The sequence below is a fragment of the Kitasatospora sp. NPDC092948 genome (assembly GCF_044754805.1).
Taxonomy (GTDB): Bacteria; Actinomycetota; Actinomycetes; order Streptomycetales; family Streptomycetaceae; genus Kitasatospora.
This window is the reverse complement of sequence record NZ_JBIVPU010000009.1, coordinates 165,562-188,211: the sequence shown is the minus strand read 5'-3', so window position 1 is coordinate 188,211 and position 22,650 is coordinate 165,562. Positions and strand designations below refer to the sequence as shown.

The 22,650-nt window shown below is 73.8% G+C and carries 25 protein-coding genes; 14 read left to right on the top strand and 11 right to left on the bottom strand.

Features of this window, described 5'->3' with window-relative positions:
* Positions 1 to 6 precede the first annotated feature (6 nt).
* Entirely contained in the window at positions 7 to 525 is a 519-nt protein-coding gene (locus ACIQF6_RS25080; RefSeq protein WP_400898680.1) for an isoprenylcysteine carboxyl methyltransferase family protein, read from the top strand.
* Entirely contained in the window at positions 522 to 1,553 is a 1,032-nt protein-coding gene (locus ACIQF6_RS25075; RefSeq protein WP_400898865.1) for an NAD(P)/FAD-dependent oxidoreductase, read from the top strand. Before ACIQF6_RS25080 ends, ACIQF6_RS25075 begins: the two co-directional genes overlap by 4 nt.
* Here the strand turns inward: ACIQF6_RS25075 and ACIQF6_RS25070 are convergent.
* Complete coding sequence (locus ACIQF6_RS25070; protein ID WP_400898678.1) at positions 1,534 to 2,859, bottom strand: cytochrome P450; 1,326 nt, start codon at positions 2,857 to 2,859, stop codon at positions 1,534 to 1,536. The genes ACIQF6_RS25075 and ACIQF6_RS25070 overlap by 20 nt on opposite strands.
* A 190-nt stretch (positions 2,860 to 3,049) precedes the next feature.
* Here ACIQF6_RS25070 and ACIQF6_RS25065 point away from each other — a divergent pair, with 190 nt between their 5' ends.
* Both ACIQF6_RS25065 and ACIQF6_RS25060 read left to right on the top strand, forming a co-directional pair.
* Entirely contained in the window at positions 3,050 to 3,409 is a 360-nt protein-coding gene (locus tag ACIQF6_RS25065) for a hypothetical protein (RefSeq protein ID WP_400898676.1), read from the top strand.
* Between the two features lie 179 nt (positions 3,410 to 3,588).
* Positions 3,589 to 3,945, top strand: a complete 357-nt coding sequence (locus ACIQF6_RS25060) for a hypothetical protein (protein ID WP_400898674.1) — start codon at positions 3,589 to 3,591, stop codon at positions 3,943 to 3,945.
* A 67-nt stretch (positions 3,946 to 4,012) separates the two neighbouring features.
* On the opposite strand, the gene ACIQF6_RS25055 is transcribed toward ACIQF6_RS25060, so the two are convergent.
* Both ACIQF6_RS25055 and ACIQF6_RS25050 read right to left on the bottom strand, forming a co-directional pair.
* Positions 4,013 to 4,831 carry an ABC transporter permease gene (locus ACIQF6_RS25055; protein WP_400898672.1) on the bottom strand — a complete coding sequence of 273 codons (819 nt, stop codon included), beginning with the start codon at positions 4,829 to 4,831 and terminating at the stop codon, positions 4,013 to 4,015.
* The gene (locus ACIQF6_RS25050) at positions 4,828 to 5,793 is read right to left on the bottom strand and encodes an ATP-binding cassette domain-containing protein (protein ID WP_400898670.1); all 966 of its coding nucleotides are present in this window, start codon (positions 5,791 to 5,793) and stop codon (positions 4,828 to 4,830) included. Before ACIQF6_RS25050 ends, ACIQF6_RS25055 begins: the two co-directional genes overlap by 4 nt.
* A 239-nt stretch (positions 5,794 to 6,032) precedes the next feature.
* On the opposite strand from ACIQF6_RS25050, the gene ACIQF6_RS25045 reads away from it, so the two are divergent.
* From ACIQF6_RS25045 to ACIQF6_RS25030, 4 genes are all read left to right on the top strand, one after another.
* Positions 6,033 to 6,959, top strand: coding sequence for a hypothetical protein (locus tag ACIQF6_RS25045; RefSeq protein WP_400898668.1), 927 nt, complete (start codon positions 6,033 to 6,035; stop codon positions 6,957 to 6,959).
* A gap of 155 nt (positions 6,960 to 7,114) precedes the next feature.
* Positions 7,115 to 8,566, top strand: a complete 1,452-nt coding sequence (locus ACIQF6_RS25040) for a catalase (RefSeq protein ID WP_400898666.1) — start codon at positions 7,115 to 7,117, stop codon at positions 8,564 to 8,566.
* 130 nt (positions 8,567 to 8,696) lie between these two features.
* Positions 8,697 to 9,716, top strand: coding sequence for a phosphotransferase family protein (locus ACIQF6_RS25035; RefSeq protein WP_400898664.1), 1,020 nt, complete (start codon positions 8,697 to 8,699; stop codon positions 9,714 to 9,716).
* A gap of 40 nt (positions 9,717 to 9,756) precedes the next feature.
* A complete protein-coding gene (locus ACIQF6_RS25030) occupies positions 9,757 to 10,968 on the top strand; it encodes an acyl-CoA dehydrogenase family protein (protein WP_400898662.1) in 1,212 nt (403 codons plus the stop codon).
* Between the two features lie 51 nt (positions 10,969 to 11,019).
* Here the strand turns inward: ACIQF6_RS25030 and ACIQF6_RS25025 are convergent, their stop codons facing one another.
* Genes ACIQF6_RS25025 through ACIQF6_RS25015 form a run of 3 tightly spaced genes read right to left on the bottom strand, consistent with a single transcriptional unit; the run spans position 11,020 to position 13,534 of the window.
* Positions 11,020 to 11,988: an NADPH:quinone oxidoreductase family protein gene (locus tag ACIQF6_RS25025; protein ID WP_400898660.1), complete on the bottom strand. Its 969-nt coding sequence runs from the start codon at positions 11,986 to 11,988 to the stop codon at positions 11,020 to 11,022.
* Positions 11,985 to 12,764 (bottom strand): SDR family oxidoreductase, encoded by a 780-nt coding sequence (locus tag ACIQF6_RS25020; protein ID WP_400898658.1) that lies wholly within the window; start codon positions 12,762 to 12,764, stop codon positions 11,985 to 11,987. Before ACIQF6_RS25020 ends, ACIQF6_RS25025 begins: the two co-directional genes overlap by 4 nt.
* A 14-nt stretch (positions 12,765 to 12,778) precedes the next feature.
* Complete coding sequence (locus ACIQF6_RS25015) at positions 12,779 to 13,534, bottom strand: SDR family oxidoreductase (protein ID WP_400898656.1); 756 nt, start codon at positions 13,532 to 13,534, stop codon at positions 12,779 to 12,781.
* Positions 13,535 to 13,713: 179 nt separating this feature from the next.
* Between ACIQF6_RS25015 and ACIQF6_RS25010 the strand changes: the two genes are divergently transcribed.
* Both ACIQF6_RS25010 and ACIQF6_RS25005 read left to right on the top strand, forming a co-directional pair.
* Positions 13,714 to 14,340 carry a TetR/AcrR family transcriptional regulator gene (locus ACIQF6_RS25010; RefSeq protein WP_400898654.1) on the top strand — a complete coding sequence of 209 codons (627 nt, stop codon included), beginning with the start codon at positions 13,714 to 13,716 and terminating at the stop codon, positions 14,338 to 14,340.
* An 83-nt stretch (positions 14,341 to 14,423) separates the two neighbouring features.
* Complete coding sequence (locus ACIQF6_RS25005; RefSeq protein WP_400898652.1) at positions 14,424 to 15,182, top strand: DUF2470 domain-containing protein; 759 nt, start codon at positions 14,424 to 14,426, stop codon at positions 15,180 to 15,182.
* Positions 15,183 to 15,189: 7 nt separating this feature from the next.
* On the opposite strand, the gene ACIQF6_RS25000 is transcribed toward ACIQF6_RS25005, so the two are convergent.
* Complete coding sequence (locus ACIQF6_RS25000) at positions 15,190 to 15,891, bottom strand: VOC family protein (RefSeq protein ID WP_400898650.1); 702 nt, start codon at positions 15,889 to 15,891, stop codon at positions 15,190 to 15,192.
* A gap of 672 nt (positions 15,892 to 16,563) precedes the next feature.
* Here ACIQF6_RS25000 and ACIQF6_RS24995 point away from each other — a divergent pair.
* A complete protein-coding gene (locus tag ACIQF6_RS24995; RefSeq protein WP_400898648.1) occupies positions 16,564 to 17,769 on the top strand; it encodes an NAD(P)/FAD-dependent oxidoreductase in 1,206 nt (401 codons plus the stop codon).
* Positions 17,770 to 17,781: 12 nt separating this feature from the next.
* On the opposite strand, the gene ACIQF6_RS24990 is transcribed toward ACIQF6_RS24995, so the two are convergent.
* On the bottom strand, positions 17,782 to 18,027 hold the full coding sequence (locus ACIQF6_RS24990) for a DUF1876 domain-containing protein (protein WP_400898646.1): 246 nt from the start codon (positions 18,025 to 18,027) through the stop codon (positions 17,782 to 17,784).
* 31 nt (positions 18,028 to 18,058) lie between these two features.
* The gene (locus tag ACIQF6_RS24985) at positions 18,059 to 18,226 is read right to left on the bottom strand and encodes a hypothetical protein (RefSeq protein WP_400898644.1); all 168 of its coding nucleotides are present in this window, start codon (positions 18,224 to 18,226) and stop codon (positions 18,059 to 18,061) included.
* A gap of 292 nt (positions 18,227 to 18,518) precedes the next feature.
* Between ACIQF6_RS24985 and trxA the strand changes: the two genes are divergently transcribed.
* The gene (gene trxA / locus ACIQF6_RS24980) at positions 18,519 to 18,899 is read left to right on the top strand and encodes a thioredoxin (RefSeq protein WP_400898642.1); all 381 of its coding nucleotides are present in this window, start codon (positions 18,519 to 18,521) and stop codon (positions 18,897 to 18,899) included.
* Positions 18,900 to 19,176: 277 nt separating this feature from the next.
* Here the strand turns inward: trxA and ACIQF6_RS24975 are convergent, their stop codons facing one another.
* Positions 19,177 to 19,932 (bottom strand): pirin family protein, encoded by a 756-nt coding sequence (locus ACIQF6_RS24975; RefSeq protein ID WP_400898640.1) that lies wholly within the window; start codon positions 19,930 to 19,932, stop codon positions 19,177 to 19,179.
* 165 nt (positions 19,933 to 20,097) lie between these two features.
* Here ACIQF6_RS24975 and ACIQF6_RS24970 point away from each other — a divergent pair, with 165 nt between their 5' ends.
* Positions 20,098 to 21,192 (top strand): WD40/YVTN/BNR-like repeat-containing protein, encoded by a 1,095-nt coding sequence (locus tag ACIQF6_RS24970; protein ID WP_400898638.1) that lies wholly within the window; start codon positions 20,098 to 20,100, stop codon positions 21,190 to 21,192.
* Between the two features lie 63 nt (positions 21,193 to 21,255).
* On the opposite strand, the gene ACIQF6_RS24965 is transcribed toward ACIQF6_RS24970, so the two are convergent.
* Entirely contained in the window at positions 21,256 to 21,720 is a 465-nt protein-coding gene (locus ACIQF6_RS24965) for a MarR family winged helix-turn-helix transcriptional regulator (protein ID WP_400898636.1), read from the bottom strand.
* A 118-nt stretch (positions 21,721 to 21,838) separates the two neighbouring features.
* On the opposite strand from ACIQF6_RS24965, the gene ACIQF6_RS24960 reads away from it, so the two are divergent.
* Positions 21,839 to 22,621, top strand: coding sequence for a dioxygenase (locus ACIQF6_RS24960; protein ID WP_400898634.1), 783 nt, complete (start codon positions 21,839 to 21,841; stop codon positions 22,619 to 22,621).
* The last annotated feature ends 29 nt before the right edge of the window (positions 22,622 to 22,650 follow it).

Below are 22,650 nucleotides of genomic sequence, written 5' to 3'. Positions count from 1 at the left end.
TCGACGGTGATCGCCTACCTGGTCCTGGTCGCGCTGGTCGCCGTGGAGCGGCTGGCCGAGCTGCTGGTCGCCCGCCGGAACGCCGCCTGGAGCCTGGCCCGCGGCGGCGTGGAGTACGGGCGGCGGCACTATCCGCCGATGGTGGCCCTGCACACCGGGCTGCTGCTGGGCTGTCTGCTCGAAGTCCAGTGGGCGGGGCGGCCGTTCGTCCCGCCGCTGGGTTGGCCGATGCTGGCGCTGGCACTCGCCGCGCAGGGGCTGCGCTGGTGGTGCATCGGGGTGCTCGGGCCGCGCTGGAACACCCGGGTGATCGTGGTGCCGGGCCTGCCGCTGGTCACGGGCGGGCCGTACCGGTGGCTCCGGCACCCGAACTATCTTGCGGTGGTGATGGAGGGCTTCGCACTGCCGCTGGTGCACACGGCGTGGGTGACGGCGCTCGGGTTCCTCGTGCTCAACTCCCTGCTGCTGGCGACCCGGCTGCGCTGCGAGGAGGCGGCGCTGACGCTGTGCCGGGCCGCCGCGTGATCGACCTGCTGGTGATCGGCGGCGGCCCGGCCGGGTTGGCCGCCGCCATCCACGCCGCCCGCGCGGGGCTGTCCACCACGGTGCTGGAGCCGCGCCGGACCCCGGTCGACAAGGCCTGCGGCGAGGGCCTGATGCCCGGCGCGGTACGGGCGTTGGCCCGGCTCGGCGTCACCGTCGAGGGGCATCCGTTCCACGGCATCCGCTACCTGGAGGCGGACGGCCGACGCGCCGCCGAGGCCCGCTTCCGGGCCGGCCACGGCCTGGGCGTGCGCCGCACCGCCCTGCACGCCGCCCTCGCGGCCCGGGCCGAGCAGGTGGGCGTCCGGCACGCCGCCGGCCGCGCGGAGGACCTCGTCCTCACCGAACAGGCGGTGGTGGTCGGCCAGTTGGCGGCCCGGCACGCGGTCGCCGCCGACGGCCTGCACTCCCCCGTGCGCCGCGCACTCGGCCTGCACCGGCCGGTAGCCGACGCCCGCCGCCCGGCCCGGTACGGGCAGCGGCGGCACTTCGCGGCGCGGCCGTGGAGCGACCTGGTGGAGGTGTACTGGTCCCGGCATGCCGAGGCGTACGTCACGCCGGTGTCCGAGCGGACGGTCGGGGTGGCGGTACTCGGATCGCAGCGGCTGCCCTTCGATCGTCAACTCGCGCAGTTTCCCGACCTGTTGGAGCGACTCGGCGGTGCGGAGGCCGGCCAGGTCCGGGGCGCCGGGCCGCTGCGGCAGCACGCGACCGCGCGGGTGCACGGGCGGGTGCTGCTGGTCGGCGACGCCGCCGGCTACCTGGACGCCCTCACCGGCGAGGGCATCGCGATCGCCCTGGCCTCCGCCGAGGCCGCCGTCCGCTGCCTGACCACCGACCGGCCCGGCGCGTACGAACGCGAGTGGCGTCGCGCCACCCGCCCCTACCGGCTGCTCACCACGGCACTCCTGGCGGCCCGGCAGCACCCCGCGATCGGCCCCCGGATCGTCCGACTGGCAGCAGCGGCACCGCCGTTGTTCCGGGCCGGGGTCAACGTGCTGGCCCGCTGACCCGCTCCGCCGGCACCATCGGCTGCGGGCCCGGCGAGAGCACCAGCCTGGGCAGCGGCCGCACCGCACTGTCCGCCGCCGGGCGAAGCCGCCAACGGCCGGCGACGGTGGCCAGGGCCAGCGTGGCCTCGACGGTGCCGAAGCGGTCGCCCGGGCAGCGGGTCGCGCCGAGGCCGAACGGCAGGTAGGCGTCCCGGTGGACGGCCCCGGGGGCGAACCGGTCCGGGTCGAAGCGGGTGGGGTCGGGGAACAGCTCGGGGCGGCGCTGGAGCAGGTAGAGGCAGCAGATCACCAGCGCGCCGGCGGGCAGCCGGGCGCCGCCGAGTTCGAGCGGGCGGGTGGTGGTGCGGCTGATCGCCCAGGCCGGCGGGTAGAGCCGCAGCGCCTCGCTCACCACCTGCGCGGTGTAGGGGAGTTGGCCGAGGTGCTGCCACCCGGCCGGGGCGCCGGCCGGGCCGGCGTCCACCTCGGCATGCAACTTCCGCTCCACTTCGGGGTGTTCGGCGACCAGCCGGAGCGACCAGGCCAGCGCGGAGGACGTCGTCTCGGCCCCGGCCAACACCAGGGTGGCGACCTGGTCGGCGAGTTCGCGCTCCGCCAGCGGCCGACCGGCCTCGTCGCGGGCGGCCAGCAGCAGCGACAGCACGTCGCCGTGGTCGACGCCCCGGGCCCGGTAGTCGGCGATGATCGCCGCCACCCCGTCGTGCCAAGTCCGCAGCGCCCGACGGTACTCGCGGCGGGCCGGAGTCGGCAGCAGGTCGGCGGCGGGCAGCACGACCCGCAGGTAGAGGCCGCGCAGCAGCACGTCCAGCGCGTGGCGCAGCCGCTCGGCGGCGGCGTCGGACAGGCCGGCGGAGAACAGGGTGCGGACGGCGACGGCGGTGGTGAGGGAGAAGGCCTCGCGGGTGATGTCGACAGTCTGCCCGGCCCGCCAACGGGCCGTGAGGGCAGCGGTCTCGGCCGTCATCGCCTCCGCGTAGCGCGGCAACAGGGCGTGCCGGAAGGCGGGTTGGACGATCCGGCGGAGTCGCTGGTGGTCGGCGTGCGGGCAGGAGGCGAGGCCGTTGCCGAGGAAGGTGCGGATCTTCGCGTAGAGCGGGCCGGTGCGGTCGAAGCCGGCCCGGTCGGTGAGCACCTGCCGGATCAACTCCGGTGCGCCGACCATGTACAGCTCGCGCGGGCCGACCCGGACCCGGACCAGGTCGCCGTGCGCGGGAAGGGTGTCGAGGAAGGCGAGCGGGCGGGTGACCATGGCCGGCAGGTGGCCCAGCAGCGGGAGGCCGCCGGGGAGGGTGGCGGGTTTCACGGGCCCTCGATTCGGCGTCGGGACGCGGATGGCACACACGATACGTCACCGTCCGACCACGATGTGCAACAATCGTGCCGCATCCGGGTGGCGACGATGCGTCAGGCGCGGCTCCCGCCTCCGGCCCGGTGCCGACTGCGGCTCCGGCCCAGCGACAGACGGGATGCCTGTGCCCTCCACTCCCGCACCGATGGATGCCCACACCGCCGACCCGCCCGGCCCCGCGGCCGTCCGACGCCGCCTCACCGCCACGGTGCACGTCGACCCGTCCGGCCGGGTGCTGCTGTACCGGCGCACCGGGTCGGCCCCCACCCACCCCGGCCACTACGACCTGTTGACCGGCGCGGCACGCCAACGACTCCACCCGACCGGCCAGTTGGCGAGCGGCCTGCTGGTGGTGCGCCGCCTGCTGACGGACCGCCCGCCGGCACCGGACCCGGGCGACGTCGACTGGTACGGCTTCGTCCGGCCCGCCGAGCTGTTCGCCGGCCGCTACTGCCCACTGGTCCCGGGCGGCCTGGACGTCCTGCGCCGCCTGTTCGCCGGCTGACGGCCGGCGGCCGGCGGCCCGCGCAGGACAGCCGACGGCTGACGACCGACGCAGGGCGGCTCGCGCAGGACGGCGGACGGTCCGCGACCGGCCGCCCACGCTCCGCCGCCAACACCGCCACGGCGACCGCTCTGACCTGCACCGATGCCGGTCCGCTCGGGGAGCGGGACACTGGGGATATGAGCGAGACCGGAGACATATTCCACCCGCCGGTGGTGGTCCGCCCCCCGACCCGTGGGGCGCGGCCGTACCGGCGGGTGGAGATCTACGGGCGGACCGTGGGGCGGGCCACCTCGGTGGAGGACGTGGCGGAGTTCATCCGCCGCGCGGGCGTGGACGACCCGGACCTGGACGACACCGAGCTGGTCGCCTGGCGGGGCGGCGACCGCACCGTGTGGGCGCAGCATCCCGAGCAGCCGCCCGAGCAGGCTCCCGAGCCCGCCGGGCAGCCGCCCGAGCCCGTCGGCCAGGCTCCCGAGCCCGCCGGCCAGCCACCAAAACAGGCGCCCGAGCAGCCGTCCGAGCCCGCGTCCTGACCTGCCCACGCCCTGACACCGCAAGGCGGCCGGCCGGACGGCCGGACCGCCTTGCGGTGTCGGGCGGTCAGACCGCCTTGCGGTAGAGCCAGACGCCGAGCGGCGCGAACGCCGCCACGATGCCGACGTCCCAGGCGAGCGCCTGCCAGACCTGCGCGCCGACCGGTGTGCCCAGCATCAGGGCGCGGACCGCATTGGCGGTGATGGTCACGGGCTGGTGGTTGGCGAACACCTGGAGCCACCCGGGCATGGTCGAGGTCGGGACGAACGCGGAGGACGCGAACACCAGCGGGGCCAGCACCGGGAAGGCCGCGGCGGTCGCGGTCTCGGGGTCGCCGACGGCCAGTCCGACCACGGCGAACACCCAGGACATCGCGAAGCCGAACGCCACCACCAGCAGCGCCCCGGCCAGGAACGCCCAGGCGTTGCTGTGCACCCGGAAGCCCACCAGGAAGCCGACGCCGCTGATCAGCGCCACCACGAAGACGTTCCGGACCAGGTCGGCGCCGGTCCGCCCGGAGAGCACCGCGGAGCGGGCCATCGGCAGCGACCGGAACCGTTCCATCAGGCCGGTCTGCAGGTCGGTGGCCAGGCCGATCGCGGTGTTGACCGCGCCGAAGACGACCACCTGCACGAACACGCCGGGCATCAGGTAGTCGACGTAGCTCACCCCGTGCAGGGCCGCGCCGACCACCCCGCCGAACACGTAGCGGAACAGCAGCACGAACACGATCGGCTGCACCGTGGAGAAGATCAGCAGCCGGGGCACCCGGCGCAGCGCGATCAGGTTGCGCCCGCAGACGGCCAGGCCGTCCCGGACGGGGGCCAGCAGGCGTCCGGACAGGCCGGGCGCGGGAGCGAAGCCGGTGGCGGTGACGGCGGTCATGACGGGCCTCCGGAGGTGCGGTGGCCGGTGAGGGCGAGGTAGACGTCGTCCAGGCTGGATTCGCGGACGGCGATGGTGCGCGGGGTGAGCTGCTCGGACTCCAGCGCGTGCAGGGCGTCCATCAGCAGCAGCGACCCGTCCGGGCTGGGCAGGCGCAGCATGGCGCCGTCGCGTTCGGGGGTGCGCCGGAGCCGGTCGGCGAGCAGGGCGGCGGCGCGGACGGCACGCGGGTCCTCGCCCATGCCGAGTTCCAGCACGGTGGTGCCGAGCCGGGCCTTGAGGGCGTGCGGGGTGTCGTCGGCGACCACCCGGCCCTCGGCGAGGACGGCGATCCGGTGGGCGAGCCGGTCGGCCTCCTCCAGGTACTGGGTGGTGAGCAGCACGGTGGTGCCGTCGGCGACGAGTTCCCGGATCAGCTCCCACAGTGCGGTGCGGCTCTGCGGGTCGAGTCCGGTGGTGGGTTCGTCGAGGAACAGCACGGGTGGTTCGGGCACCAGGGCGGCGGCGACGTCGAGCCGGCGGCGCATGCCGCCGGAGAAGGTGCGCACGGGCCGGTCGGCGGCCCGGGTCAGGTCGAACCGGGCCAGCAGGTCGGCGGCGCGCGGGGACCTTCGGCTGCGGGGCAGTTGGGTGAGCCGGCCGATCAGGCGGAGGTTCTCACGGGCCGTCAGGTTCGGGTCGACGGCGGCGTACTGGCCGGCCAGTCCGATCATCCGACGCACGGTGCCGGGGTGGGCGACCACGTCGGTGCCGAGCACTTCGGCCCGCCCCCCGGTGGGCTGGATGATGGTGGTGAGGATGCGGATGGCGGTGGTCTTGCCCGCCCCGTTCGGCCCGAGCAGTCCGAACACGCTGCCCGGTGGCACCTCGAAATCGACGTCGTCGAGAGCGACGAGGTCCTTGAAGCGCTTGCTGAGCTTCTGGACCCGGATCGCGGGTGCGGTGCTGTGCTGGGTGCTCATGGGCGCCCCCTCGGGCGAGGTCGCGTACCTCTCCAGTGTCCGCCCGTCCGGGCGCGGCGCGCAGAGCGGCTGCCCGGTGGCCGGGCGGCCCACGGGCGGGCCGACCCGCCCGGGTGGGCCGTCCAGGGCAACGGGGTACCCCCTGGTGCGGACCGGGCCTGCTCTGGAGTGGCCGGGCGGCGGGCGGCGGGGATGGATGGTGACCAGCCCCTCCGCCGCTCCGGTCCCCGGGAGTCGTGATGCCCCGTACCTGCCGTGTCGCCGCCGCAGTGCTGTCCCTGTCCGCCCTGACGGCCGCGGGTTGCAGCGCGGATCCCGCCCCGAGCGGCCCGCCGGCCGGGGCCGCGCCGTCGGTGTCCGCCCCGGCCGCCGAGGCGAGTCCGTCGGGCGGGTCGGCGTTCGCCACCTCGGTGGGCGCCACGGTGGCGCTGGCGAGCGTCGGCAGCCTCGGCCCGATCCTGGTGGACGCGCAGGGCCGCGCCCTGTACCTGTACGGCGCGGACACCTCGGTGCACGCCAGCTGCCTGGACGAGTGCGCGAAGTCCTGGCCGCCGGTGACCACGCCGGGCTTCCCGCTGGCCGGGCCGGGCGTGGACGACGGGCTGCTGGGCGCGGCGGCGCTCGCGGACGGGACGGCGCAGGTGTTGTACAAGGGCCACCCGCTGTACCGGTTCACGGGCGACCGCGGGCCGGGCCAGGCCGCCGGGCACACGGTGGCCGACCAGCACGGCACCTTCTACGCGGTGACTTCGCTGGGCGACCCGGTGGGCGTGGACATCTCGACGCTGCACAGCGCCGGCGGCGTCCCGTCGGGCGCGGCGACGGCGAGCGCCGGGGCGACGGACCAGCCGACGGGCGGTGCCACCGCGGCACCGTCCGGATCGGCGGCGACCTCCGTCCCGGCGGTGCCGTCCACGCCGGTGGTCCCGTACGTACCGCCGGCCGCGACCGCGCCGGCCGGCGGCCAGCCGCCCCGCAGCTCGGGAACGGACCCGGGAACCGACTCGGGCTCGGGCTCGGGTGCCGGTGCCGGTGCCGGCTCGGGTTCGGGTTCGGGGTCGGGTTCGGGCACCGATCCGGGCTCCGGCTCGGGATCGGGTTCCGGCTCGGGCTCCGGCTCCGGCGACCCGGGATACGCGCCCGATGACGGTACGCAGGACGGCTGAGCTGCAACTCTCCGGCGCGCGGGCGGGAGTGACGCCCGGCGGGCTGCGGTTGTGGGTGGCCCGGGCCGGTGTTCGAGTGGGGGAAGTCGCGGTGGACGACCCTCGCCGCCGCACGGCTACGGCGCCCGATGGGGTGCCCGAGGAGGATTGCCCCGATGTCCCAGCACGTCCCGTTCACCACGAACAACGCCGGTGTCCCGGTCGAGAGCGACGAGGACTCGCTGACGGCGGGCCCGATCGGCCCGATCCTGCTGCACGACCACTACCTGATCGAGAAGATGGCCCAGTTCAACCGGGAGCGGGTGCCGGAGCGGGTGGTGCACGCGAAGGGCAGCGGCGCGTACGGCACCTTCGAAGTGACGCAGGACGTCAGCCGGTTCACCAGGGCGGACCTGTTCCAGCCGGGCAAGCGGTGCGACATGCTGGCCCGGTTCTCCACGGTGGCGGGCGAGCTGGGTTCGCCGGACACCTGGCGCGACCCGCGCGGCTTCGCGCTGAAGTTCTACACCGAGCAGGGCAACTACGACGTGGTCGGCAACAACACGCCGATCTTCTTCGTCCGCGATCCGATGAAGTTCCAGGACTTCATCCGCTCGCAGAAGCGCCGCCCGGACAACGGCCTGCGCGACCACGACATGCAGTGGGACTTCTGGACGCTCTCCCCCGAGTCCGCGCACCAGGTGACCTGGCTGATGGGCGACCGGGGCATCCCGAAGAGCTGGCGGCACATGGACGGCTTCTCCTCGCACACCTACAGCTGGGTGAACGCGGCCGGGGAGCGGTTCTGGGTGAAGTACCACTTCAAGACCGACCAGGGCATCGAGTTCCTCACCCAGGCGGAGGCGGACCGGCTGGCCGGCGCGGACGGCGACTTCCACCGGCGGGACCTGTTCGAGGCGATCGAGCGCGGCGAGTCCCCGTCCTGGACGCTGCACGTCCAGGTGATGCCGTTCGACGAGGCGTGGGACTACCGGTTCAACCCGTTCGACCTGACCAAGGTGTGGCCGCACGGCGACTACCCGCTGATCGAGGTCGGCCGGTTCACCCTGAACCGCAACCCGGAGGACCACTTCATCCACATCGAGCAGGCCGCGTTCGAGCCGTCCAACCTGGTGCCGGGGGTCGGCGTCTCGCCGGACAAGATGCTGCTCGGCCGGATCTTCTCCTACCCGGACACCCACCGGTACCGGATCGGGCCGAACTACGCGCAGCTGCCGCCGAACCGCTCGCACGTGCCGGTGCACTCGTACAGCAAGGACGGGCCGATGCGGTACGACGCCGCCCGTACCGGCCGCCCGTACGCGCCGAACTCGTACGGCGGGCCGGCGGCCGACCCGGAGCTGTGGGGGGCGCCGCTGGGGTGGGACGTGGCCGGGAAGATGGTCCGCGAGGCGTACCCGCTGCACCGGGAGGACGACGACTGGGGGCAGGCCGGCACGCTGGTGCGCGACGTGCTGGACGACGCGGCCCGGGACCGGCTGGTCGCCAACATCGCCGGGCACCTGCAGGACGGCGTCTCCGCGCCGGTGCTGGAACGCGCTTTCCAGTACTGGCGCAACGTGGACCGGACGCTCGGGGAGCGGGTGGCCGCCGCCGTCGCCCGCTGAGCTCTCCCCGCCCTTCCGCCCGCCCGGCCCTCCCTTGCCCGGCGGGCGGTGCTCGTTGACAACTCGGGCCCTCGGAGCAATCCTAAGCAAGCGCTTAGTCAGCTCACATCCCCTCTGCGAGGTGCCCCCGATGACCACCGCCGCTCCGCCCGGACTCGACCTGGAGAGGCTGCGCACCCACCTGGACGCCGCCCTGCCCTCCCCCACCGCCGGACCGCTGACGGCCCGCCGGTTCGAGGGCGGCCGGTCGAACCTGACCTACCTGGTCGAGGACGGCGCCTCCCGCTGGGTGCTGCGCCGCCCCCCGCTCGGGCACGTGCTGGCCACCGCGCACGACATGGCCCGCGAGTACCGGGTGCTGGACGCGCTGGCGCCGACCGACGTGCCGGTGCCGACGCCGGTGCTGCTGGTCGAGGACGAGGCGGTGATCGGCGCGCCGTTCTACCTGATGGAGTACGTCGAGGGCGTCGCGCACCGGGACGCCAGGACGCTGGCCGCGCTCGGCGAGCAGCGGGTGCACGGGCTCGGGGTCCGCCTGGTGGACACCCTGGTGGCCCTGCACGCGCTCGACCCGGCCGCGGTGGGACTGGCCGACTTCGGCCGGCCGGAAGGCTTCCTTGAGCGCCAACTACGGCGTTGGGGAAAGCAGTTGGATGCCTCACGGAGCCGCGAGGTGCCGGGGATCGACGAGCTGCACCGGCGGCTCGCGGACACCCTGCCCGCCTCCCCCGCCCCGGCGCTGGTGCACGGCGACTACCGCCTGGACAACGTGCTGGTCGGCGCGGACGACCGGATCACCGCGGTGCTGGACTGGGAGATGTCCACGGTCGGCGACCCGCTCACCGATCTCGGCCTGCTGGTGATGTACACCGAACTGGCCCGCCGCTTCGACGGCGTCCTGCCCGGCGCCGCGCTCGCCCCCGGCTTCCCCGGCACCGACGAACTGGTGCGCCGCTACGCCGAGTTGTCCGGCCGCGAGGTCTCCGGCCTGGGCTGGTACGTCGGCTTCGCCTCGTTCAAGCTCGCGGTGGTGCTGGAGGGCATCCACTTCCGCTGGACCCAAGGCGGAACGGTCGGCGCCGGGTTCGACCGGGTCGGCGAACTGGTGCCGCTGTTCGTGGAGTTCGGACGCACGTCGGTGGAGGGCTGAGCAATGGCATACGGACACACGGCACTGGAGGGCTAGCGCAATGGACTTCGGATACGACGCCAGGACGGTCCAGCTGCTGGGCGAACTCGGCGCTTTCATGGACGAGTTCGTCTACCCGGCCGAGGAGGTGCTGGCCGCGCAGCTGGACGACCCGAAGCGCGAGCCGTGGCACCTTCCGCCGGTGATCGGCGAGTTGCGGGCCGCAGCGAAGGCCCGGGGCCTCTGGAATCTGTTCCTGCCCGGAGAGCACGGCGCCGGCCTGACCAACCTCCAGTACGCGCCGCTGGCCGAACTCACCGGCCGCTCCGTCCTGTTGGCCCCGGCGGCGGTCAACTGCGCGGCCCCCGACACCGGCAACATGGAACTGCTCGCCCAGTTCGGCTCCGCCGAGCAGCGCGAGCAGTGGCTGCGCCCGCTGCTCGACGGGGAGATCCGCTCGGCGTTCGCGATGACCGAGCCGGACGTCGCCTCCTCGGACGCCACCAACATCACCACCCGGATCGAGCGGGACGGCGACGCGTACGTCGTCAGCGGCCGCAAGTGGTACATCACCGGGGCGATGAACCCCGACTGCCGGCTCCTCATCGTGATGGGCAAGACCGACCCGGACGCCGAGGTGCACCGCCAGCAGTCGATGATCCTGGTGCCGCGCGACACGCCTGGCGTCCAAGTCCTGCGTGGCATGCGGGTGTTCGGCTACGAGGACGCCGACCACGGCGGGCACGCCGAGATCGTCTTCGACCAGGTCCGGGTCCCGGCGGCGAACCTGCTGGGCGAGGAGGGCGCCGGCTTCGCGATCGCCCAGGCCCGGCTCGGGCCGGGGCGGATCCACCACTGCATGCGGGCCATCGGCATCGCCGAGCGGGCCCTGGAGCTGACCTGCCGCCGCGTCAACTCCCGGATTGCCTTCGGTCGTCCGCTGGCCGACCAGGGCGTGGTGCAGGACTGGATCGCCGAGGCCCGGGTGCGGATCGAGCAGGCCCGGCTGCTGGTGCTGAAGACCGCCTGGCTGATGGACACCGTCGGCAACCGGGGCGCGCACACCGAGATCCAGGCCATCAAGATCGTCGTCCCGTCCACCGTCGAGTGGATCCTCGACAAGGCCGTCCAGGCGCACGGCGCGGCCGGCGTCAGCCAGGACACCTCCCTGGCCCAACTCTGGGCCGGCAACCGCACCTTGCGGCTGGCCGACGGGCCGGACGAGGTCCACAGGCGTTCGCTGGCACGCCGGGAGTTGAAGAAGTACCGCTGAGCGGACGCGCAGAGGGGCGGCCCGCCCGAACGGGCCGCCCCTCTCCGGCGGTTACGGCAGGACGGCGATCCGGCCGGTGCTGGCGCCGGTGGCGACCCGGTGGACGGCGTCGGCGGCGCCGGCCAGCGGGATGCGCTCGGAGATCAGCGGGCGGACCACCCCGTCGGCGGCGAGCGCGGTCAGCGCCGCGTGGCAGTCCCGGACGGCCTGCGGGTCCTTGGCCGCGTACAGGCCCCAATGCAGGCCCAGCACCGAGTAGTTCTTCACCAGGGCGTGGCCGAGCGGTGGGGCGGGGATCTCGCCGGAGGCGAAGCCGACCACCACGATGCGGCCCTCGAAGGCGATGCACTTGGTGGAGCCGGTGTAGGCGCTGCCGCCCACCGGGTCGAAGACCACGTCCGCGCCGCGGCCCCCGGTGGCGGCGCGGACGGCGGCGACGAAGTCCTCGGACTTCCGGTCGATCACCAGGTCGGCGCCCAGCTTCCGGGCCGCGTCCGCCTTTTCGGCGCCGCCGACGACGGCTATGACGAACGCCCCGGCGGCCTTGCCGAGTTGCACGGCAGCGCTGCCGACACCACCCGCCGCGGCGTGCACCAGCAGCGTCTCGCCGGACGCGAGGCGGGCCCGGCGGTGCAGCGCGAACCAGGCGGTCTGGTAGGCGATCAGCAGGGCGGCCGCTTCGGCGTCGTCCAGGCTGTCGGGGGCGGGCAGCGCACCGGCGGCGTCCATCAGCGCGTACTCGGCGAACGCGCCGGACGGCAACGCGGCGGTGCCGATGAGGCGTTCACCGGCGCGCGGGCCCTCGGCCACCTCGCCGCAGAGCTCCACGCCGGGGGTGTACGGCAGCGGCGGGCGGACCTGGTAGAGCCCGGCCGCCATCAGCGCGTCCGGGAAGTTGACGGCCGCGGCCCTGACCCGGACCAGCAGCTGCCCGTCGCCGGGGACGGGCCGGTCGGCGTCCTCCACCGGCTTCATCACGTCGAGCGGGGCGCCGAGTTCGGCGATCTGCCAGGCTCTCATCGGTTCTCCTCCGGGGCCTCGATCTGCTGCTGGAGCCGGTTCATGCCGTGCAGCCAGCGGTCGGGGGTGGTGGCGCGGGCCGCGTAGTACTGGGCGACCTCGGGGTGCGGCAGGATCAGGAACTCGCCCGCCGCCATGCCCCGCAGGGCCGCCTCGGCCACCTCGGCGGGTTCGATCGCGGTGGGCGCGAGCAGCACCTGCCCGTGCTCGCCGGTGCCGTCCAGCATCCTGGTCCGCACGCCCTGCGGGCACAGCGCGTGCACCTGGACGCCGCGGTGCCGGTACGTCGCGGACAGCCACTCGGCGAAGGCCAGCGCGCCGTGCTTGGTGACGGCGTACGGGGCGGAGCCGAGCATGGTGAGCAGCCCGGCGGCGGAGACAGTGGACAGGAAGCGGCCGCGGCCGCGCTCCAGCCAGTCGGGGAGCAGCAGTCGGCTTGCTCGCACGTGGCTGAGCACGTTGACCTGCCAGGCCTGCTCCCAGGCCTCGGGCGACGCGTCGGGGCCGCCGGTGGTGGCGACGCCCGCGTTGGCGCAGTACAGGTCGACGGCGCCGAGGTGGGCGCGGGCGGCGTCGATCAGGGCGGCGACGCCCTCGGCGCTCGCGGCGTCGCCGGGGACGGCGTGCGCGCCGAGTTCGGCGGCGACGGCGTGCGCGGCGTCCGCGTCGAGGTCGTTGACCACGACGCGGGCGCCGGCGGCGGTCAGCGCGCGGGCGAGGGCCTCGCCGATGCCGCGGCCGGCGCCGGTGACGACCACGCCACTGCCTTCGAACACCGGTCGTCGGTCTGTCACAGTCCGCCGCCGAGGGTGACGCCGCCGTCCACCACCAGGGTCTGGCCGGTGATCCAGCCGGCGTCCTCGGAGAGCAGGAAGGCGACCGCGCCGGCCACGTCCTCGGGCAGGCCGAGGCGGCCGAGCGGGTAGGCGCGGGCGACCTTCTCCTCGCGGCCCTCGAACAGGGCTTCGGCGAAGCGGGTCTTGACCACGGCGGGGGCGACCGCGTTGACCCGGATGTCGGGGCCGAGTTCGGAGGCGAGTTCCATGGTGAGGCGGATCAGCGCGGCCTTGGAGACGCCGTACATGCCGATGCCGTTGGAGGCGCGGATGCCCGCGACGGAGGCGACGTTGACCACGGCGCCGCCGTGCTCGGCCATCCAGGCGGCGTGCGCGCGGCGGGTCCAGGCCAGCGGGGCGAGCACGTTGACGGCGAGGATCTTGGCGGCGGCGACCGGGTCGGTGTCCAGGATCGGGCCGTAGATCGGGTTGACGCCGGTGTTGTTGACCAGCAGGTCGAGTCGGCCGAAGGTCTCCAGCACCCGGGTGACGGCCTCCTCCTGGTGCGCGGCGTCGTCGGCCTTGCCGGCCACCGCCAACGCGTGGTCGGGGCCGCCGAGTTCGGCCACCGCCTCGTCCAGGGTCTGCTGGGTGCGGGCGGTGATGCAGACCTTCGCGCCGCGCTGCACCAGTTCGCGCGCGATGCCGAGGCCGATGCCGCGGCTCGCTCCGGTGACCACCGCCACCTTGCCCTTGAACGACACTGTCATCGCCGTACCTCTCGGATGTGCTGCCAGGAATGGTTCCGCCGCCTCGTGCCGCCGCCGTTCACGCACCGACGGCTTGACTAAGCGCTTGCTTAGCATCTTGGCGGCGGGCGACACTGTCAACAGCCCACCCCGCCCGGCGCCGCCCGGACCGGCCCGAACCGTCTGCGAGGATTGCCCCCATGAACGACCCAGCGACCGCCGCACTGTGGCCCGGGGAGCGGACCGAGGCAGCACGGCGGCTGCTGCTGGCCGCCGTGGACTCCTTCGCCCGCCGCGGCTACCACGCCACCACCACCCGGGACATCGCCACCGCCGCCGGCATGAGCCCCGCCGCGCTGTACATCCACTACCCCTCCAAGGCCGCCCTGCTCGCCGAGATCTCCCGCACCGGCCACCGGGCCACGCTGGACCTGGTGGAGCAGGCCGAGGCCTCCGCCACCGACCCGGTCGCCCAGATGCGCACCCTCGCGGAGACCTTCACCACCTGGCACGCCCGCGGCCACACCGTCGGACGGATCGTCAACCACGAGCTGCACGCCCTGCCCGAGGAGGACTTCGCGGCCGTCGCCGAGCTGCGCATCCGGATCGAGGAGACGGTGCTGCGGATCATCGCCCGCGGGGTGGCGGAAAACGTTTTCCAGGTGCCCGACCAGCGGACCGCGGCCCGCGCCGTCACCTCGCTGGGCATCGACGTCTCGCGCTGGTACACCGAGCGCAGCAGCGAGTCCCCGGAGGAGCTGGGCCGCCGCTACGGGCAGTTGGTGCTGCGAATGCTGGGCGCTCCGGCCGCCGCGATCGACGCCTGACGCGCCGCCGCCACGCACTCCGCTGGACACCGAACCCCCACCTTGCTTAGGTTAGCCTTACCTAACCGAGAAGGGGACCCTCCGTGCTGCCCGACCCCGCCCGCCGCTCGTCCTCCCCCACCGCCGCCGAACGCGCCCGCACCCTGCTGGAGTTCGCCTCCTCCGCCGTCCTGGACGTCCGCGGCGCCGACCTCACCGCCCGCCCCGGCCTGCCCCCGCAGGTCCGGTGCACGCTGCGGCCGGACGGCACGGTGGCCGTGCTGGTCGGCCGCGAGTCCGCGCTGCACCGGATCGCCGTCCTCTCCCGCACGCCCCTCGTCGCCGAACTCGACTGCGTGGACGTCGCCCCGGTCGCCGTGCCGCACCGCATCCGGGGCCGGCTCCAGGCACAGGGCCTGCTCACCCGCGCCCCCGCCGGGCCGCCGGCCACCGACGAGGGCGTGCTCCTGCACCTGGAACTCGACCACCTCGCGCTGGACGACCTGTGGGGCGCCGAGTGCTGCCTCGACCCCGCGGACCTGGCCGCCGCCGAGACCGACCCGGTCGCCGCCGAGGAGACCCGGCTGCTCCAGCACCTGGCCACCGCCCACGCCGACCAGCTCCTACTGCTCGGCACCCGCGCCCTGGACCGCCCCGAAAGCCCACTCGGGCACCGGCTCCACGACGTCCGCCCGATCGCCCTCGACCGCCGCGGCCTGCGACTGCGCCTGCTCGGCGCCGACCCCACCGCGCTGCTCGACGCCCGCTTCGACTTCCACCACCCGGTCGACCACCCCGACGACCTGCCGAACGCCATGCACCGCCTGTTCGCCCACGCCACCGCGCCGACCACCCGGTTCTGACGAACCGTCAACTTGTTGCGGCCAGGATGGAGAACCGGCCGCCCTCGGGGTCGGCGAGGCGGGCGACGCGACCGTACGGGGAGTCGGCCGGGCCGTCGAGGACGCGGCCGCCGAGGGCGGTGGCGTGGTGGGCGGTGGCGTCGGTGTCCGCGACCGAGAAGAACACCTCCCAGTGCGGGGCCAGGTCGTGGGCCATCCGCAGCGCGGCCACGCTGTGGCCCTCGGAGCGCAGCACCACCCGCTCGTGCTCGTACCGGACTTCGAACTCCGCCGGGTCGCGGCCGTCCCAGCGGAACACCTCGCCGTAGAACAGCGCGGCGGCGAACGGGTCGGCGGTGCGCAGCTCGATCCAGGCGGGTGCGCCGGGGGCGGTCATCCAGACCTTGTCGTCGCCGGACTCGCCCTCCCAGATGCCGAACGTCGCGCCGAACGGGTCGGCGGCCAGCGCCACCCGCCCCGCGTCGAACGCCAGCGGACCGACGGCCAGCGTGCCGCCGCGTTCACGGACGCCGTCGGCGGCCCGGTCGGCGCTCTCGATGCCGAAGTAGGTGGTCCAGGCGACCGGGCGCTCCCAGTTCGTACCCAGCCGGCTGAGCCCCGCGACCTCCACGCCGTCGACGGTGGCCCGCACGTACGGGCCCCAGCGATCCGGCCCCGGAACGAACTCCCAACCCAGCAAAGGCCCGTAGAACCCCTGCGCGGCATCCATGTCACGGACCGTCAGGCCCGCCCAGCACGGCACCGCGGGCACACAGCGCACCGTGGCCGTTCGCTCCGCCACCATCCCTCGGGCTCCCTTCGCCGCCACCCCGGCCGCCCGGCCGGACCCGCCCCCAGCCTAGGCCGCCCCCCCGCCCGAACCGCGCTCCGCCTCGCGGACACCCCCACCACCTCGCCCCGCGTCCGCCCCCTCGCCTCCCACAGGGCCGGCAACACACCCAGCTCCTCCCCACCCGACGCGGGTCCCTCCGGGGATGGCGTCGCCGTGCCACGGCCTGAGGGACGCTCCGCAATCCCATCCCACCTCTCTCACCGCCCGCAGGGCCGAACACCACGCCCCCCACCATCCGGCGCGGACCCTCCCGGGGAGGGCGTCGCCGTGCCACGGTCTGAGGGACGCTCCGCAATCCCATCCCCACCCCCTCGCCGCCCGCAGGGCCGAACAACACCACCCAACCCCTCCCCCACCCGACGCCCCCCCGGGGAAGGCGTCGCCGTGCCACGGCCTGAGGAACGCTCCGCAATCCCATCCCCACCCCCTCGCCGCCCGCAGGGCCGAACAACAGCACCCAACCCCTCCCCCACCCGGCGCGGGTCCCCCCGGGGATGGCGTCGCGGTGCCATGGTCTGGGAGAGCCGTGTGGCGGGAAGGAGATTGGGCATGGACACCGGAATCGTGATCGTCGGGGCGAGCCTGGCCGGGGCGAAGGCTGCGGAGGCGTTGCGCGCGGAGGGCTACGCCGGGCCGGTCACCCTGGTCGGCGACGAGAATGAGCGGCCGTACGAACGGCCGCCCCTCTCCAAGGGTTACCTGCTCGGGAACGAGGAGCGGGAGAAGATCTACGTCCACCCGGCCGACTGGTACGAGGAGCACGAGGTCACCCTCCGGCTGGGCACCGCGGCCACCGCGATCGACCCGGCCGCGCACACCGTCGCGTTGGAGGGCGGTGACCGCCTGCCGTACTCCAAGCTGCTGCTGACCACCGGCTCGTCGCCGCGCCGGCTGCCGGTGCCCGGCGGGGACGGGGAGTTCGTGCAGACCCTGCGGCGGGTCGGCGACAGTCAGCGGTTGAAGGCGGAGTTCCGGCCCGGCGCCCGGGTGGTGATCGTCGGCGCGGGCTGGATCGGGCTGGAGGCGGCGGCCGCGGCCCGTACCGCCGGGGCGGAGGTGACCGTGCTGGAGGCGGCCGAGCTGCCGCTGCTGCGCGTCCTCGGGCGGGAGGTCGCCCAGGTCTTCGCCGATCTGCACCGCGAGCACGGCGTCGACCTGCGATTCGGCGTCAAGGTCGAGGAGCTGCGGGCGGACGGCGTGCGTCTCGGCGACGGCAGCACGGTGCCCGCGGACGTCCTGCTGGTCGGCGTCGGGATCAGCCCCAACACGGCGCTCGCCGAACGGGCCGGGCTGACCGTCGACAACGGCGTCCGCACCGACCAGCACCTGGCGACGTCGAACCCCGACATCTTCGCGGCGGGCGATGTGGCAAACGCTTTCCATCCGCTGTTCGGGAAGCCGATCCGGGTCGAGCACTGGGCGAACGCGCTCAACCAGCCGGCTGTCGCCGCGGCCTCGATGCTCGGCAAGGACGCCGCGTACGACCGCGTTCCGTACTTCTTCACGGACCAGTACGACCTGGGCATGGAGTACACCGGCTACGCGGAGCCCGGCGGCTACGACCGGGTGGTGTTCCGCGGTGACGTCGCCGGGCGGGAGTTCATCGCGTTCTGGCTGTCCGGCGGCAAGGTGCTGGCCGGGATGAACGTCAACGTCTGGGACGTCACCGACCCGATCCGGGAAATGGTCCGCTCCGGGCACAAGGTGGACCCGGAGCGGTTGGCGGACCCGTCGGTGCCGTTGACCGACCTCTGACGGGCCGTCGGATCAGCTGGGCTGCCCGACCTCCTTGTGGGCCTTGGTGAGCAACTGCATGGCGAGGTCGTTCAGGGCGCGCGCCCCGGCGACCTCCTCACCGACCCGCAGTTGCGGGCTGTCGGAGTGGTGGCGGGTGGAGTAGCCGTGTGCGCGCAGCTCCGTTCCGTCGCCGAGCCGGACCATGGCGGCGGCTCTGGTGCGGTTGCCGTCCTCCTGGAACTCCATTTCGATGTGCCAGCCGACGAGTGTCTGCATGGCGTCCACCTCCCGGGTGGGTACTGGGTGTTCAGCTTTCCGTCGGGTTCGCCGCGGCGGGATGGTCGCCGGAGGCGGGCTCGCAGGCCTCGCGGCCGGTCTCTGTGTGCACCACCCGGATCGGGTGGTGCGGGTCGTCGATGTGGACGACCTGCTGCGGCTCGCCGCAGCGTGGGCAGAGCAGGGGAATCGGGTGCATCTCGTGCATCTCGGCCGTCCACGCGCCCCGCGGCGGACAGCTCCCGGGCCCGCGTGGCCTCCTCATTCCCCAGTGTGCCGCGCCGGGGTGTTCACCGCCGGGCGGGCACGGTGACCGGCGCTGCCGGGCCCGCGGTTCGAACAGTTCGCCCAGGGGTACGTACGGCGGGTCCGGACCGCTCGGCGGAAGTCGAGCCCCGGAATAGTTCCGCAGGTGGCGGAGTTGTGACGGCCGTGGGTCCGGGACCGGGCCCGCGACGGAGATACCCGGCTGTGAAAGGCAGGTGGCGGCGATGAGCACGGTGGAACTGACCAAGGACAACTTCGACGAGGTGGTCCAGGGTGAGGACGGCAAGGGGTTCGTCCTGATCGACTTCTGGGCGGCCTGGTGCGGTCCCTGCCGCCAGTTTGCGCCGGTCTTCGAGCGGGCCGCCGAGAAGCACACGGACATCACCTTCGCGAAGGTCGACACCGAGGCGCAGCAGGAGCTCGCGGCGGCGTTCGAGATCCGGTCGATCCCGACTCTGGCGATCATCCGCGAGGGCGTCCTGGTCTTCGCCCAGCCGGGCGCGCTCCCCGAGGCGGCCCTGGAGGACTTGATCGGCCAGGCCCGCAAGCTCGACATGGCCGAGGTGCACGCGGGCGTCGCGGCCCAGAAGCCCGCGCAGAACTGACGTCCGCCGCACGCCGGTCCGGACGGGCACGACACACGACGAAGGGGCGCCGGGACTCTCCCGGCGCCCCTTCGTCGCGCCCGAACGCCGCCGCCCTCGCACGGACAAGGCCGCCGCCCTCGCACGGACAGCGTCCGAGCAACCTCCGGGCAACACCGAAAGGCCCGCCGTGTGGCGGGCCTTTCGGTGTTGCCCCTAAGCGCCGCCTCTCAGCGCCGCGCCTTTCCGCGTCGCCTCTCAGCGTCGCCTCCCAGCGTCGCCTCTTGGCGTTGCGGGCTCAGTTCAGGGTGGCGTTCATCTCCCACTGGAGCAGCTCGGCGCCCTCCGGCCCGGCGGTGACCCGCTGGCCCTCGGCGCCGGTGATGCGCAGCGCGTCGCCCTCGTGCAGCAGGCCGGCGCCTTCGACGGCGGCCTCGCCGCGGGCCACGTAGAGGTGGACGAACGGGGCGGTGGCGAGTTCCAGGGTCTCGTTGGGACGGACGCGGGCGACGTGCAGCGCGGCGTGCTTCTGCCGGATGCCGATCGCGCGCTGGTTGGAGTGCTTGCTCATGCCGGACGCGAGGGTGGTCCAACCGCCCTGGACGAGCTGGTCGTTGATGTCGAGCTGCTCGTAGCCGGGGGCGATTCCGGCGGCGTCGGGGATGGTCCACATCTGGATGAAGTGCACCGGGTCCTGGTGCTCCGGCTCGCCGGTGAGAGTCCAGGAGTCGTTCTTCTCGCTGTGCAGGATGCCGGTGCCGGCGCTCATCCGCTGGGCGAGCCCGGGGTAGATGACGCCGTTGTGGCCCTCGGAGTCCTGGTGGACCAGGCCGCCGTCGAGCACCCAGGTGATGATCTCCATGTCCCGGTGCGGGTGGGTGTCGAAGCCGGTGCCGGGGGCGACGATGTCGTCGTTGGAGACCAGCAGCAGGCCGAAGTGGGTGTTGGCCGGGTCCCAGTGGCGCGAGAACGAGAAGGAGTGCTTGGAGTCCAGCCAGCCGGCGCGGGTGTGGAAGCGCTGGTCGGCGCGGCGCAGGTCGATCGTGGATGCCATCGGGTCCTCCTCCATCGGGGTGTTGTTGAATCATAAACCATCAAGGGCGCCCATGCATTCCACCATGCCCCGGCCCGGGTGTCGCGGCGCGCTGCCGTGCACCTGTCGGACCTCGGGAGGAGACTGCTGCGGGACCGTGCACAACCGAATTCCGGATGGTTCACGATGAGCGACGTACGGGACGTCCTGCTGGCCGTCGGCACGCAGAAGGGCCTTTTCCTGGGCCGCAGTTCGGACCGCGAGAGGTGGGAGTTCAGCGGCCCGCACTTCCAGATGAACGCGATCTACTCGGTGGGCATCGACCGCCGAGGCGGGCGCACCCGGCTGCTGGTGGGGGCGGACAGCAGCCACTGGGGCCCGTCGGTGTGGTGGTCGGACGACCTGGGCGCGAGCTGGCAGGAGCCGTCGAAGCCGGCGGTGCGCTTCCCCGAGCGGACGGGCGCCTCGCTGGAGCGGGTGTGGCAGTTGCAGCCGGCCGGCCCGGAGGCGCCGGGCGTGGTGTACGCGGGCACCGAACCGGCCGCGCTGTTCCGCTCCACCGACGGCGGCGAGTCCTTCAGCCTGGTCGACGCACTGTGGGACCACCCGCAGCGGGAGCACTGGGGCGCCGGCTTCGGCGGCCAGGGCATGCACACCGTCCTCACCGACCCGCGCGACCCGGACGCGCTGACGGTGGCGGTCTCCTCCGGCGGCGTCTACCGCACCGCCGACGGCGGAAGCAGCTGGGAGGCGTCCAACACCGGCATCAAGGCGGACTTCCTGCCGGACCGCTTCCCCGAGTACGGCCAGTGCGTGCACAAGATCGCCCGGGACGCGACCGATCCCGACCGGATGTACCTGCAGAACCACGGCGGGGTGTACCGCAGCGACGACTCCGGCCGGACCTGGACGTCGATCGCCGGCAACCTGCCCGCCGACTTCGGCTTCGGCGTGGCCGCCCACCCGCACACCTCGGGCACCGCGTACCTGTTCCCGCTGGACGCCGACTACGCCCGGCTGCCGGTGGACCGCCGCTGCCGGATCTTCCGCACCACCGACGCGGGCGAGACCTGGCAGCCGCTGGAGACCGGCCTGCCGCACGAGAACCACTACGGCGTGGTCCTGCGCGACGCCCTGTGCACCGACGACGCCGATCCGGCGGGCGTCTACTTCGGCAACCGCAACGGCGAGGTGTACGGCTCGGCGGACGGCGGCGAGAACTGGTCGCTGCTCACCTCGCATCTGCCGGACGTGCTCTGCGTCCGCGCGACGCCCCTCTGATTTCCAGGCGCCCGATCGCCAGCCGCCCGATCTCCAGGCGTCCGGCCCCCACGTTTCCGCTCTCTACGCGTCGGCGGCGCGCAGGCGGTCGGCGACGGCGCCGAGGCTCTCGGCCAGGGCGGTCAGCTGCTCCGGGGTGAGCACGTCGATCAGCGTTTCGCGGACGGCGGCGACGTGCCCCGGGGCGGCGGCCCGCAACGCCTGCCGGCCCTGCTCGGTGAGTTCGGCGAACACGCCGCGAACGTCGCTGGGGCAGGACCGGCGGCCGACCAGTCCGGCCTTCTCCAGCTGGGTGATCTGGTACGTCAGGCCGCTCTTGGAGGTGACCAGCCGGTCGGCCAGGTCGGTCATCCGCAGCGAGCCGTCGGGGACGGCGGACAGCTGCACCAGGATCTCGTACTGGGTGTGCGACAGCCCCGCATCGTCCTTGAGCTGCCGCTCCAGTCGCCGCGCGACCAGGTTGGTGGCCTCGACGAATCCGCGCCAGGCGGCCATCTCGGTCTCGTCGAGCCAGCGGGGTTCGTCCATGCCCCGCATCCTACTCCGGTTGTTCAAATTTGAACTCAGGTGTACCGTCGACAGCGTTCGGTTCAAATTTGAACCTTCGAACTCTTCGGATCGCCGGACCACGCCAGGAGGACGGACCATGAGCACCGCCACCACCGAGCGCATGCCCGCTCTCTACCTCTCGCACGGCGCGCCCCCGCTGGCCGACGACCCGATCTGGCCCGGCCAGCTCGCCTCCTGGTCCGCCGACCTGCCCCGCCCCAAGGCGATCCTGATGGTCTCCGCCCACTGGGAGGAGGCCCCGCTGGCGATCGGCGCGGTGCGGACCATCCCCCTGGTGTACGACTTCTGGGGCTTCCCCGAGCACTACTACCAGGTGCGGTACGCCGCCCCCGGCGCGCCCGAACTCGCCGACTCCGTCCGCAAGTTGCTGCGCACCGCCGGGACTCCCGTGCAGGACGTGCCGGACCGCGGCCTGGACCACGGCGCGTACGTCCCGCTGGTCGAGATGTACCCGGGCGCGGACATCCCCGTCCTGCAGATCTCGCTGCCCACCCTGGACCCGCAGCAGCTGCTGTCGATCGGCCGCAAGCTCGCCCCGCTGCGCGACGAAGGCGTGCTGATCGTCGGCTCCGGCTTCTTCACCCACAACCTGCGCGCCCTCTCCCCCGACGGCCGGGTCACCTCCGTGATGGCCGAGTTCGACGACTGGGGCCGCCGCGCCCTGGAGGCCCGCGACCTCGACGCCCTGCTCGACTTCGAGCACAAGGCCCCCGCCGGACGCCTCGCCCACCCCCGCACCGAGCACTTCGCCCCGCTCTTCGTCACCCTCGGCGCGGGCGAGGCCGACCTCGGCGAACAGCGCAGCGTCATCGACGGGTTCTGGATGGGCCTGGCCAAGCGCTCGATCCAGCTCGGCTGACCGCCCGTCAACCGGCGGGCCCGCGTCGG

Bases quoted from the DNA above. Each gene is read 5' to 3' on its own strand.
- ACIQF6_RS25065 (WP_400898676.1), top strand. From the start codon at position 3,050: ATGGATGCCCACACCGCCGACCCGCCCGGCCCCGCGGCCGTCCGACGC.
- ACIQF6_RS25060 (WP_400898674.1), top strand. From the start codon at position 3,589: ATGAGCGAGACCGGAGACATATTCCACCCGCCGGTGGTGGTCCGCCCC.
- ACIQF6_RS25055 (WP_400898672.1), bottom strand. From the start codon at position 4,831: ATGACCGCCGTCACCGCCACCGGCTTCGCTCCCGCGCCCGGCCTGTCC.
- ACIQF6_RS25050 (WP_400898670.1), bottom strand. From the start codon at position 5,793: ATGAGCACCCAGCACAGCACCGCACCCGCGATCCGGGTCCAGAAGCTC.
- ACIQF6_RS25045 (WP_400898668.1), top strand. From the start codon at position 6,033: ATGCCCCGTACCTGCCGTGTCGCCGCCGCAGTGCTGTCCCTGTCCGCC.
- ACIQF6_RS25040 (WP_400898666.1), top strand. From the start codon at position 7,115: ATGTCCCAGCACGTCCCGTTCACCACGAACAACGCCGGTGTCCCGGTC.
- ACIQF6_RS25035 (WP_400898664.1), top strand. From the start codon at position 8,697: ATGACCACCGCCGCTCCGCCCGGACTCGACCTGGAGAGGCTGCGCACC.
- ACIQF6_RS25030 (WP_400898662.1), top strand. From the start codon at position 9,757: ATGGACTTCGGATACGACGCCAGGACGGTCCAGCTGCTGGGCGAACTC.
- ACIQF6_RS25025 (WP_400898660.1), bottom strand. From the start codon at position 11,988: ATGAGAGCCTGGCAGATCGCCGAACTCGGCGCCCCGCTCGACGTGATG.
- ACIQF6_RS25015 (WP_400898656.1), bottom strand. From the start codon at position 13,534: ATGACAGTGTCGTTCAAGGGCAAGGTGGCGGTGGTCACCGGAGCGAGC.
- ACIQF6_RS25010 (WP_400898654.1), top strand. From the start codon at position 13,714: ATGAACGACCCAGCGACCGCCGCACTGTGGCCCGGGGAGCGGACCGAG.
- ACIQF6_RS25000 (WP_400898650.1), bottom strand. From the start codon at position 15,891: ATGGATGCCGCGCAGGGGTTCTACGGGCCTTTGCTGGGTTGGGAGTTC.
- ACIQF6_RS24995 (WP_400898648.1), top strand. From the start codon at position 16,564: ATGGACACCGGAATCGTGATCGTCGGGGCGAGCCTGGCCGGGGCGAAG.
- ACIQF6_RS24990 (WP_400898646.1), bottom strand. From the start codon at position 18,027: ATGCAGACACTCGTCGGCTGGCACATCGAAATGGAGTTCCAGGAGGAC.
- ACIQF6_RS24985 (WP_400898644.1), bottom strand. From the start codon at position 18,226: ATGCACCCGATTCCCCTGCTCTGCCCACGCTGCGGCGAGCCGCAGCAG.
- trxA (WP_400898642.1), top strand. From the start codon at position 18,519: ATGAGCACGGTGGAACTGACCAAGGACAACTTCGACGAGGTGGTCCAG.
- ACIQF6_RS24975 (WP_400898640.1), bottom strand. From the start codon at position 19,932: ATGGCATCCACGATCGACCTGCGCCGCGCCGACCAGCGCTTCCACACC.
- ACIQF6_RS24970 (WP_400898638.1), top strand. From the start codon at position 20,098: ATGAGCGACGTACGGGACGTCCTGCTGGCCGTCGGCACGCAGAAGGGC.
- ACIQF6_RS24965 (WP_400898636.1), bottom strand. From the start codon at position 21,720: ATGGACGAACCCCGCTGGCTCGACGAGACCGAGATGGCCGCCTGGCGC.
- ACIQF6_RS24960 (WP_400898634.1), top strand. From the start codon at position 21,839: ATGAGCACCGCCACCACCGAGCGCATGCCCGCTCTCTACCTCTCGCAC.